Here is a 9,381-nt window from a genome sequence, read left to right on the forward strand (position 1 = left end):
GGACCTGAACGGACCCTATATAGGCACCCAAGGATGTGTGGACGCTTCGTCATAACTTCGGCCCCCGCGGCTTTACGGCAACTGTTCGGCTACATCGAGCAGCCGAATTTCCCGCCACGGTACAACGTCGCGCCGACACAACCGATTCCGGTCGTGCTGCTCGAGAACGGCGCGCGCCATTTCCGCTTGATGCGCTGGGGATTGTTGCCCAGTTGGGTCAAGGATCCCAAGGGATTTACGCTCCTGATCAACGCGCGCTCCGAGACGGTGTTGGAAAAGCCCGCCTTCAAGAACGCGATTCGGAGGCGCCGCGGCCTGATCCCGGCCGACGGCTATTATGAATGGAAGGCAGAGGGCGGCCGCAAGCAGCCCTTCTTCATCCACCGCGCCGATGGCCAGCCGCTCGGCTTTGCTGCGGTATTCGAGACCTGGGTCGGGCCGAATGGTGAGGAGCTCGACACCGTCGCGATCGTCACGGCGGCGGCGGGCGAGGATCTCGCCGCCCTGCATGACCGCGTGCCCGTCACCATCAGCCCGCGCGATTTCGAGCGCTGGCTCGACAGTCGCGGCGACGATGTCGACGCCGTGTTGCCGCTGATGTCCGCCCCGCGCATCGGCGAATTCGCCTGGCACCCGGTCTCCACCCGCGTCAACCGCGTCGCCAATGACGACGACCAGCTCGTGTTGCCGATCAGCGTGGAGGAGATGGAGGCCGAGGCAGAGGCTGCGAAGCCGAAGAAGGCGGCCCGGAAAGTTGCCGCTAGCTCGTCAGATGACGGGCAGGGGTCGTTGTTCTAGCCGCGGTGCCGTAGGGTGAGCAAAGGCGCAAAGCGCCGTGCCCACCTTCTCTCCGGTTACGCGATAAGCAATGGTGGGCACGCTTCGCTTTGCCCACCCTACGACAGCGGAGTTTGTAGCACCGCTCTCACACGATCTCTTTTGCCCTGAGCGCCGCGATCTCCGCTGCATCAAATCCCAGCTCACCCAGCACCGCATCCGTATCCGCACCCAATTCCGGCGCCATCCGGTCCAGCCGGCCGCCGCCATGGGCGAGCTTGAAGCCGCTGCCGGCAAAGCGCAGGCGGCCGTAGGGCGTATCCAGCTCCTGGATTGCGCCGCGGGCCTGGATTTGCGGATGATCGATGACCTCCTCGACCTTCCAGATGCTGGCGCAGGGCGCGCCGGCATCTTCCAGGATTGTCTCCCACTCGCGCGCAGGCCTCGCCGCCAGAGCCTCCTCGATGATGGCGCGCAATGCGCCCTCGTTCTCGTTGCGCGCGAACCAGTCGGCGAAGCGCGGGTCCGACAGCGAGTCCTCGCGGCCGAGCGCGGACATCAGCGCGCGATACTGCTTCTCGTTGTTGACGGCGAGCAGGATGTGGCCGTCGCCGCATCTGAACAGATTCGCCGTGGTCCTGCGGCTGACGGCCTGGTTGCCCGAAAGTGTCTGGCGATGGCCGGCGACCGACCAGTCCGCGATCTGTCCCGAGAGAAACGCCATCGTCGCCTCCAGCATCGAGACATCAATGAGCTGTCCCTTGCCGGTGCGGTCGCGCTGATACAGCGCGCTCGACACGCCGAATGCGGCCGTGGCGCCCGAAAGCACGTCGCACACCGCAAAGCCCGCGCGCGTCGGCCCCGTCTCGGGATGCCCCGTGATCGCCATGATGCCCGACAGCGCCTGCATCTTGCCGTCATAGCCGGGCCGCAGGCGGTCCGGGCCGGTCTGGCCGAAGCCGGACACGGCGCAATAGATCAGCTTTGGATTGATCGCGGAGAGCGCCTCATAGCCGATCCCGAGCTTGTCCATCACGCCCGGGCGAAAGTTCTCCATGACGACGTCGACTTGCGCCACGAGCTTCTTCACGATCGCGATGGCGTCGGGCTTTTGCAAATCGAGCGTCAGGCTGCGCTTGTTGCCGTTGATGGCCTGGAACGCCGGCGCGATCCCGCGCTCGGCCCATTCGCGGCTGAGCGGCGTGCGGCGCATGTCCTCGCCCTCGCGCCGCTCGACCTTGATCACGTCGGCCCCCAGCAGCGCAAGCTGGTAGCTCGCATAGGGGCCGGCCAGCACTTGCGTGAAGTCGAGAATCTTCACACCCTCGAACGGTCGCGTCACGTCGCTCTCCCCATTGTTTGTTGTTGTCGGAGGACGTCAGGCGGCGCGGTTGCCGCGCGCGATCTCCTTCTGCTTGTCGAATTCGGCGCGGCGGCGCGCCAGTTCCTCCGGCGAAAGCTGTGCGACGTTGTTGTAGTCGAGCTTCCAGGAGGCGTCCTCGCTCCAGCGCAGCGGCGACTGCATCGTGGTCTGCGGACCGCTCGCGCTTTCCAGCAGTTTCAGCGCCAGCCCGAGCGTTTGCGCCTGCGAGGCGACGTCATGCGGTCTGCCGGCGGAATTGCCGAGCGGGAAGTCCGAGAACAGGAAGCGCGGCACCGCGGCATGCTCGATGATGTCCTTGGCACAGCCCATCACCACGGTCGGAATGCCGTTGGCTTCGAGATGCCGCGCCACCAGCGCGGTGGTCTGGTGGCAGACCGGGCAGTTCGGCACCAGCACGGCGACATCGACCTTGTCGGCGAGGCAGCGCGCCAGGATTTCCGGCGCGTCGGTGTCGAGCGTGACGCGATGGCTCCGGTTGGTTGGCGCGCCGAAGAAACGCTGGCTCACCTCGCCGATGCGGCCTGCGGCAGATGCCTTCAAAAGCTGCGGCAGCGGAAACCAGGTGCCGTTGTCGGTCGCCGTGGTGTGCTTGCGGTCGTAGCCGATGTGCGAGATGCGCAGGTCGTGCTGCTTCGAGGTGTCGCCGTCATAGACCTGGTAGAATTTGGCCCCGCCATTATACGCCGCGCCCGGCCCCTGGTCGCCCTTGGTGGGATCGTAAGGCGCAGCCGTGGTGATGACCGTCACGCGCGATTGCGACAGCGGTTTCTTCAGCGGCTGGAACGGCGCCTCGGTGTAATGTGCCCAGCGATACGGCGTGGTGTAGCCGATCGCGGTGTAATATTCGCGCGTGCGCTGCATATAGGGGACGGGAGAGTCGTAGTCGGGCGCAAAGCCGAATTCGTCGTCGCGCGGAGCGGACATGGGGCGCGTCTCCTGGTTCTTGGTTGGGACCAGACTAGAGATAGTTTTGGGGTTGCTCAACGGGGAGAGCGGCCGCGCAGGACAGAATTGCAGGCTTGAGAGAGCCGCTTGCGCCGTCTTACCCTCTCCCCTTGTGGGAGAGGGTGGCTCGCCGCGCAAGCGGCGAGACGGGTGAGGGGTATGTTTCCGCGAGTCCAACTCTCCCAGGAGTTCGCGGAGAGATACCCCTCATCCGGCGCCATAGCCGAAGCTTTGCTTCGGCGTTCTTAAGAACGGCGGCCGTAGGCCGCCTATGCCACCTTCTCCCACAAGGGGAGAAGGGAAGAGGGCAGCTTACGCGTCACCTGAAAATATGCAGCGCCGCGTATTGCAGCAGCATGATCGCCTTGGCGTCGATGATGCGTCCGTCCGCGATCATCGCCAAGGCCTCGTCGATGCCGAGCTCCAGCACCTCGATGTCTTCGCCTTCGTGCTCGAGGCCGCCGCCGTCGCTGACCCGCATCTCCGGCTCGTATTCGGCGACGAAGAAATGCAGCTTCTCGGTGATGGCGCCGGGGCTCATGAAGGCCTCGAACACCTTGTGGACGTGGTGCAGGCGATAGCCGGTCTCTTCCTCGGCCTCGGCGCGGATGCGCACCTCGGGGGAGGCGTCGTCGAGTACGCCGGCGGCGGCTTCGATCAGGAGATCGTCGTAGCCGCGGATAAAGGCCGGCAGGCGGAACTGGCGTACCAGGATCACCGTACGCCGCGCGCGGTTGTACGGCAGCACGGCGGCGGCGTTGTCCCGCTCATAGGTTTCCCGGTGCTGCGTCTGCCACTCGCCATTGGCGCGCTGGTACTCGAACGTCGTGGTCTTCAGCGTGGTCCAGCCGTCCGAGAGCACGCGGACGTCCTTGATGCGGACGCGGTCGGAAATGGTCATGATTTTCTTCCAGCTGGGATCTACGTGGAGGCGCGGCCGTCGAGCCACTTCTGGAACATCACCGAGGTCGATTCCTCGAAACCCAGCGACTGGTAGAACGCATTGGCTTGCGCGTTCTCGCGCCGGACCAGGAGCTGCAGCTTCAAAATGCCGGCCTGCCGCAGCCAGTCCTCGACCGCGGCCATGATGACGCGGCCATAGCCGCGTTTGCGCCCATCGGGATCGACCGCGACGTAATAGACCCAGCCGCGATGGCCGTCATGGCCGACCATGGCGGTGGCGACGATCGCGCCGCCATCGCGGCCGATCAGCACGGTGGAATTGTCGCGCCGACGCGCCAGCGCGATGTCGGCATGCGGGTCGTTCCAGGGCCGCGTCAGGCCGCAGCGCTGCCACAGCGCGACGACGGGCTCGACATCAGTGTCGGTGATCGCATCGATCGTAAGGGAGACGCTCACAGCACCTTCCCCGGATTCATGATGCCCTGCGGATCCAGCATCGCCTTGATCGCGCGCATCAGCTCGATCGCGGTCCTGTCCTTCACCTCGGGCAGTTCGTCGCGCTTGAGCACGCCGATGCCGTGCTCGGCCGAGATCGAGCCGCCCATGCGCAGCACGATCTCGAACACGACCGCGTTCATCTCGTGCCAGCGCGCCAGGTAATCCGCGGTGTTGGCGCCGATCGGCTCGCTGACATTGTAATGCAGATTGCCGTCGCCGAGATGGCCGAACGGCACCGGCCGCGCGCCGGGGATCAGTTTCACGACGGCGGCATTGGCTTCGTCGATGAAGGCGGGCACGGCGGCGACCGGCACAGAAATGTCATGCTTGATCGAGCCGCCCTCCGGCTTCTGCGCCGACGACATCTCCTCGCGCAGCTTCCAGAAGCCGTTGCGCTGGGTGAGGTTGGCCGCGATCACGGCGTCGTCGACGATCTCGTCCTCCATGGCGCGGGTCAGGATCGTCTCCAGCGGCGTGCGGGCGTCGTCGCCGGGGGAGGACAATTCCATCAGCACGTACCAGGGATGTTTTGCTTCGAGCGGATCGCGCACGTCGATGCCGTGGCGGACCGAGAAGTCGACCGCCATCTCCGACAGCAGCTCGAAGCTCGTCAGCGCGTTCGCGGCTTCGCCCTGCGCGATCGTCAGCAGCTTCAGCGCCGCCGCCGGCGATTTCAGCCCGACGAAGGCGGTCTCGACCGCCCGCGGCTTCGGAAACAGCTTGAGCGTGGCCGCGGTGATGATGCCGAGCGTGCCTTCCGCGCCGATGAAGAGGTTGTGCAGATTGTAGCCGGTGTTGTCCTTCTTCAGCTTCGACAACACGTTGAGCACGCGACCGTCGGCCAGCACCACCTCGAGCCCCAGCGCCATCTCGCGCGCGACGCCATAGGCGAGCGCGGCGGTGCCGCCGGCATTGGTCGAAAGATTGCCGCCGATGGTGCAGCTTCCTTCCGCGCCGAGCGAAAGCGGAAACAGCCGGTCCACGTCGGCTGCCTTCTGCTGCGCGACCTGGAGCACGACGCCGGCCTCGCAGGTCATGGTGTTGGAGGCGGTGTCGACTTCGCGGATCTTGTCGAGCCGGCGCAGCGACACCACCACTTCGCCGTTGTGGGGCGTCTGGCCGCCGACGAGCCCGGTGTTGCCGCCCTGTGGCACCAGCGCGATTCTGTGCGCGGAGGCGAGCTTGCAGATGTCAGAGACTTCCGCCGTCGAGCCCGGGCGCAGCACCAGCGGCGAGCGGCCGTGAAACAGGTTGCGCTCCTCGGTGACGTAAGCCTCGATGTCGGCCGCGTCGGTGATGGCTTGGCGGTCGCCGACGATCTTGCGGAATTGTTCGATCAGCTCGGGCGCAAGCGGCGGGGTGGCAGATTTATTGACGTTCATGCTCTTGTCTCTTCTTCGCTCTTATCTCTTGCGCATGATCTTATCGGAAAACCGCTGCACACTTTTCCGGACCATGCGCTATCGCGCGACCGCGGCCCGGCGCAGCCGGTCGTTGATGGCCTCGCCAAGTCCTTCTTCCGGCACCGCCATCACCGCGATCGCTCGCGGGCTCTTCGCATCGAGGGCGCGAAGATAGCCGAACAGATTGGTGGCGGCTTCATCGAGATCAGCCGCGGGCGACAAATTCATGACAGCGGCGGCGGCCTCCAGGCCCGGCAGGCGATCGGGGCCGAACGCCAGCAGCGCTTCGCCCGCGGCCACATCGCGCGCATTGAGCCGCACACTGGCGCGCGGCGCGTAATGCGAGGCCAGCATGCCCGGCGCCAGCGGCTGGCTGTCGTCGCTCTCGGCCTCCACGGGCGGCCGCGCCAAGGCTGCGCCGAGTTCGGCCTCGATCCGCTCGCGGGACAGCCCGCCGGGGCGCAGCAGCATCGGGGCATCGAAGCAGCCGACGATGGTCGATTCGACGCCGACCGTAACAGGCCCGCCGTCCACGATCAGGTCGATCCGCCCGGCAAGGTCGCTTTCGACATGGGCCGCAAGCGTCGGCGAGACATGGCCGGAGATGTTGGCGGACGGCGCCACCACGGCCCCGCCGAAGGCGCGCAGGATCGCCTCCGCCACCGGATGGGCGGGAATGCGGATCGCGACCGTGTCGAGCCCGGCGGTGGCCAACTCAGCCACCGGACAGTTGTCCGTCTTCGGCACCACCAGCGTCAGGGGGCCCGGCCAGAACGCTTCCGCAAGCCTCAACGCACGCGCGTCGAACCGTCCGATCCGGCGCGCGGCTGAGAGGTCGGCGACATGGGCGATCAGCGGATTGAAGGCCGGCCGCCCCTTGGCGCTGTAGATATGGGCGACCGCGGTGGCATTGGCGGCGTCCGCGCCGAGCCCGTAGACCGTCTCGGTCGGGAACGCGACCAGGCCGCCGGCGGCCAAAACCCGGGCGGCAGCTTCCGCGCCGGCCTGGCCGGCCGGTAAAATCAGCGTTTCAAGACCCGTTTTCACAGGGACAAAATTCCTCATGCCGGCCGCTTGCGGTGCGTCAAACCCGACGCTATAAGCCGCCTTCTTGTCGGAGTGTGGCTCAGCCCGGTAGAGCACTGCGTTCGGGACGCAGGGGTCGCAGGTTCGAATCCTGCCACTCCGACCATTCTTCCAAAAGTCGACGTTTTCCAGAGGCTTGGCGGACCGGCCGCCAGAGCCTCGGGAGCGCCTTTTTGCAACGATTTTCGGGGCGGGTCCACGGCCGATTTGGCTGGGCAGGGGCATCTGCCGCGGCGGCATGGCTCTACATTCGCCGGCCGATGGTCCGATGCTGGACAGTAGGTCAGTAGACTACCGCCGCGCCACCAGCACGCCCACCAGGAACGCCACCATCAGTGCCGGCAGTGGCGCCTCGCGCACCATGCCGCGAACGATGTCCGGCCAGTGCTGGTCCGGGACGAGGCTCGGAGACCTGACTTCAGCCATCGGTGTCATGCCCCAGTCCGAGGCGAGTTCGGCGATCTCGCTCGAAGCCAAACGCACGCCGTCGCGGACGCGGAAGATGGCGGCGTCGGATCGCTCGCGCGGTGCGAGCGCCATCAGTGTAGCGACGGCGGTGCGCAACGTCATCTCGCCAAAACCCTGCAGCCTCACCGACTCCTCGGGATCGGACGTCATGCGAAATCCCTCACAGCGCGAAATGGTGCGCGATGGTGAATGCCGCCGTCGCGCACAGGACCAGCGTGGACACCGCGCCGGCCACCCCGCGCGCGAGATGGGCTCGCGTCAGGTGCCTGGTCATGATTTTGCTCCATGCTCTGCATGGCAATGGCGGCGAGGAAGGTTGGTTCCTCGCGCGTCGCTCGAATCGCCCGACGCTCTACTTCCGCAAGAGCTCGCTCAAGGCCGCCGTCGCCTCGGCGCAGCGGATGTCGTCGATCTCGCGTGACAGGCTCAGCGCGCTGGATCTCAGTTCTTCGAGCCTCCAGCTCGCCGGATGCTGGCTTTCGAGCTGACCGAGACGCTTGTTGAGGTCGTCCAGTCTCGATTGGAGCTGCCCGATGCTGGCGGCCCCATTCACTTTCCAAACGCGCTGTGCACGCATCGTAGTTCCCCTGCTAGTCTCACGGCGTTGTGAGCGGGGTTCGTGGCTGGAATGGGAGTTTCTTTTGTCCGGCTTCAGACGGTGGGGAACCGTTGCAAAAGGGCAACGCGGGTTCCAGCGTTTTGGCCGGCGCGGACAGGGCTATCGCCCATCGCCCGCGCCCTTCTGTAGATGCCGTCGCGTTGCCTGGTCGGGCCCGGCACGATCCGCGTCAGGCGGCGCTCGGCCACCCGGTTGATCGCTTCTCGATGCGGCTTTCCAGGATTGCGATGCTCACCTGGATATTGTCGCGCCGGGCTCTCAGGTTCTGCGCGAGCATCGGGTAGGCGAGGTTGTTTGGATCGGAGATTCCGGCCCTGCGCTCTTCCTCCTGAATGTCGGCGTCGAGCATTTGCGTGCGCCAACGCAGATCGGAGATCAGGACGTGGAGCTGTGTCGGGATGGTCGCTTCGAAACGGGACGTCGATTGCATAGGATCGCCTCACTATGAAACAGACCCACTGCGGGTCTGAGGGATTGGCGGACGAGCAGCAAGGAGAGTGCCAGCGCGCCGGGTTCTTGCCCGGCGAGGTTGCTCGATGCCTCAGCGGAACGATTGCCATTCTTTCCCGTTGCCGCAGAGACCTCGGCATCGAGGGGATCGGGGAATTCATGCCGCTCATCCGCTACTTCGTCTTCATCGGCGGCGCTCTGCTCGCCCTTCTACTTCTCGTAGATCGATACATGGCCGCTCCCGTGAGCGCCGCCGCTCCGGCAGAGCCGAACCGGTCGATTGCTCGCATTCATTCGGCGCAAACCTGGCCCGAGAAGATCGTGTTCGATACCAGCGTGCGGCAAATTCCGCTGACCAGGGATGTGGCGGTTACGCCGGCCCCTGCACCTGCCGTCCCCGCGGCAGTGGTCGAGCAGAAGAACCCGCGCCAGGCTCTTGCGATGGTGACGCAGCCTGTCGCGGCACCGAAGCAGGCGGCGCCGGCCATTCCGACCAAGCGCGTCGCGGAGCGGCACCGTCGACGCCAGCCATCACGCGTGGCTGCGCGCGATCAGACGATGTTCTTCAACGAGCCGGTTTCGGCAGCTTGGTAAGTCGCGTTCGGGTGCGGCCGAAGGGGTGGCACTCTTCCCTCCGTCATTCCGGGGCAATGCGCAGCACAGCTCGCCGCTTCGCCGCGCTCCGGAATGACGGTGGCGTGCCCGGGTGTTTCGCCTTGCTGTCAACCTGCTTGCGTAAAAATATTCCGCTTTACCGAAATTCGGGAATGACGTATGTGTCGCCCATCCCGGCTCACCAAGAGGGGCGATCTTGTGTCGTCACGTTTCGCGAGCCGGGCTTGCGGTGG

Annotated in this window: 11 protein-coding genes and 1 tRNA gene; 4 read left to right on the forward strand and 8 right to left on the reverse strand. The window is 65.7% G+C overall.

The window, feature by feature from the left end; genetic code table 11:
* Positions 1–33 precede the first annotated feature (33 nt).
* Entirely contained in the window at positions 34–798 is a 765-nt protein-coding gene (locus AC5ZFO_RS27115; protein WP_282521511.1) for an SOS response-associated peptidase, read from the forward strand.
* 127 nt (positions 799–925) lie between these two features.
* Here the strand turns inward: AC5ZFO_RS27115 and AC5ZFO_RS27120 are convergent, their stop codons facing one another.
* From AC5ZFO_RS27120 to AC5ZFO_RS27145, 6 genes are all read right to left on the reverse strand, one after another.
* A complete protein-coding gene (locus AC5ZFO_RS27120) occupies positions 926–2,119 on the reverse strand; it encodes a CaiB/BaiF CoA transferase family protein (protein ID WP_282521510.1) in 1,194 nt (397 codons plus the stop codon).
* Positions 2,120–2,155: 36 nt separating this feature from the next.
* Complete coding sequence (locus AC5ZFO_RS27125; protein WP_282521509.1) at positions 2,156–3,085, reverse strand: glycine/sarcosine/betaine reductase selenoprotein B family protein; 930 nt, start codon at positions 3,083–3,085, stop codon at positions 2,156–2,158.
* Between the two features lie 340 nt (positions 3,086–3,425).
* On the reverse strand, positions 3,426–4,007 hold the full coding sequence (locus AC5ZFO_RS27130) for an NUDIX hydrolase (RefSeq protein ID WP_282521508.1): 582 nt from the start codon (positions 4,005–4,007) through the stop codon (positions 3,426–3,428).
* Positions 4,008–4,027: 20 nt separating this feature from the next.
* The gene (locus AC5ZFO_RS27135) at positions 4,028–4,465 is read right to left on the reverse strand and encodes a GNAT family acetyltransferase (protein ID WP_282521507.1); all 438 of its coding nucleotides are present in this window, start codon (positions 4,463–4,465) and stop codon (positions 4,028–4,030) included.
* Positions 4,462–5,889: an FAD-binding oxidoreductase gene (locus AC5ZFO_RS27140; RefSeq protein WP_496122819.1), complete on the reverse strand. Its 1,428-nt coding sequence runs from the start codon at positions 5,887–5,889 to the stop codon at positions 4,462–4,464. The genes AC5ZFO_RS27135 and AC5ZFO_RS27140 overlap by 4 nt, the downstream gene beginning before the upstream one ends.
* Positions 5,890–5,967: 78 nt before the next feature.
* Complete coding sequence (locus AC5ZFO_RS27145) at positions 5,968–6,957, reverse strand: L-threonylcarbamoyladenylate synthase (protein ID WP_282521505.1); 990 nt, start codon at positions 6,955–6,957, stop codon at positions 5,968–5,970.
* Positions 6,958–7,025: 68 nt separating this feature from the next.
* On the opposite strand from AC5ZFO_RS27145, the gene AC5ZFO_RS27150 reads away from it, so the two are divergent.
* Positions 7,026–7,102, forward strand: a tRNA-Pro gene (locus AC5ZFO_RS27150).
* Positions 7,103–7,287: 185 nt separating this feature from the next.
* Here the strand turns inward: AC5ZFO_RS27150 and AC5ZFO_RS27155 are convergent.
* Positions 7,288–7,614, reverse strand: coding sequence for a hypothetical protein (locus AC5ZFO_RS27155; protein ID WP_028154397.1), 327 nt, complete (start codon positions 7,612–7,614; stop codon positions 7,288–7,290).
* A 122-nt stretch (positions 7,615–7,736) separates the two neighbouring features.
* Here AC5ZFO_RS27155 and AC5ZFO_RS27160 point away from each other — a divergent pair, with 122 nt between their 5' ends.
* The gene (locus AC5ZFO_RS27160) at positions 7,737–7,952 is read left to right on the forward strand and encodes a hypothetical protein (protein WP_247314200.1); all 216 of its coding nucleotides are present in this window, start codon (positions 7,737–7,739) and stop codon (positions 7,950–7,952) included.
* A 300-nt stretch (positions 7,953–8,252) separates the two neighbouring features.
* Here the strand turns inward: AC5ZFO_RS27160 and AC5ZFO_RS27165 are convergent, their stop codons facing one another.
* A complete protein-coding gene (locus AC5ZFO_RS27165; protein WP_282521504.1) occupies positions 8,253–8,432 on the reverse strand; it encodes a hypothetical protein in 180 nt (59 codons plus the stop codon).
* 95 nt (positions 8,433–8,527) lie between these two features.
* Here AC5ZFO_RS27165 and AC5ZFO_RS27170 point away from each other — a divergent pair, with 95 nt between their 5' ends.
* The gene (locus AC5ZFO_RS27170) at positions 8,528–9,127 is read left to right on the forward strand and encodes a hypothetical protein (protein WP_282521503.1); all 600 of its coding nucleotides are present in this window, start codon (positions 8,528–8,530) and stop codon (positions 9,125–9,127) included.
* Positions 9,128–9,381: the final 254 nt, after the last annotated feature.

It is taken from the genome of Bradyrhizobium sp. Unk1, assembly GCF_059512345.1.

Coding starts and splice junctions, on each gene's coding strand:
- AC5ZFO_RS27155 (WP_028154397.1), bottom strand. CDS start 7,614: ATGACGTCCGATCCCGAGGAGTCGGTGAGGCTGCAGGGTTTTGGCGAG.
- AC5ZFO_RS27140 (WP_496122819.1), bottom strand. CDS start 5,889: ATGAACGTCAATAAATCTGCCACCCCGCCGCTTGCGCCCGAGCTGATC.
- AC5ZFO_RS27170 (WP_282521503.1), top strand. CDS start 8,528: ATGAAACAGACCCACTGCGGGTCTGAGGGATTGGCGGACGAGCAGCAA.
- AC5ZFO_RS27130 (WP_282521508.1), bottom strand. CDS start 4,007: ATGACCATTTCCGACCGCGTCCGCATCAAGGACGTCCGCGTGCTCTCG.
- AC5ZFO_RS27165 (WP_282521504.1), bottom strand. CDS start 8,432: ATGCTCGACGCCGACATTCAGGAGGAAGAGCGCAGGGCCGGAATCTCC.
- AC5ZFO_RS27115 (WP_282521511.1), top strand. CDS start 34: ATGTGTGGACGCTTCGTCATAACTTCGGCCCCCGCGGCTTTACGGCAA.
- AC5ZFO_RS27125 (WP_282521509.1), bottom strand. CDS start 3,085: ATGTCCGCTCCGCGCGACGACGAATTCGGCTTTGCGCCCGACTACGAC.
- AC5ZFO_RS27160 (WP_247314200.1), top strand. CDS start 7,737: ATGATTTTGCTCCATGCTCTGCATGGCAATGGCGGCGAGGAAGGTTGG.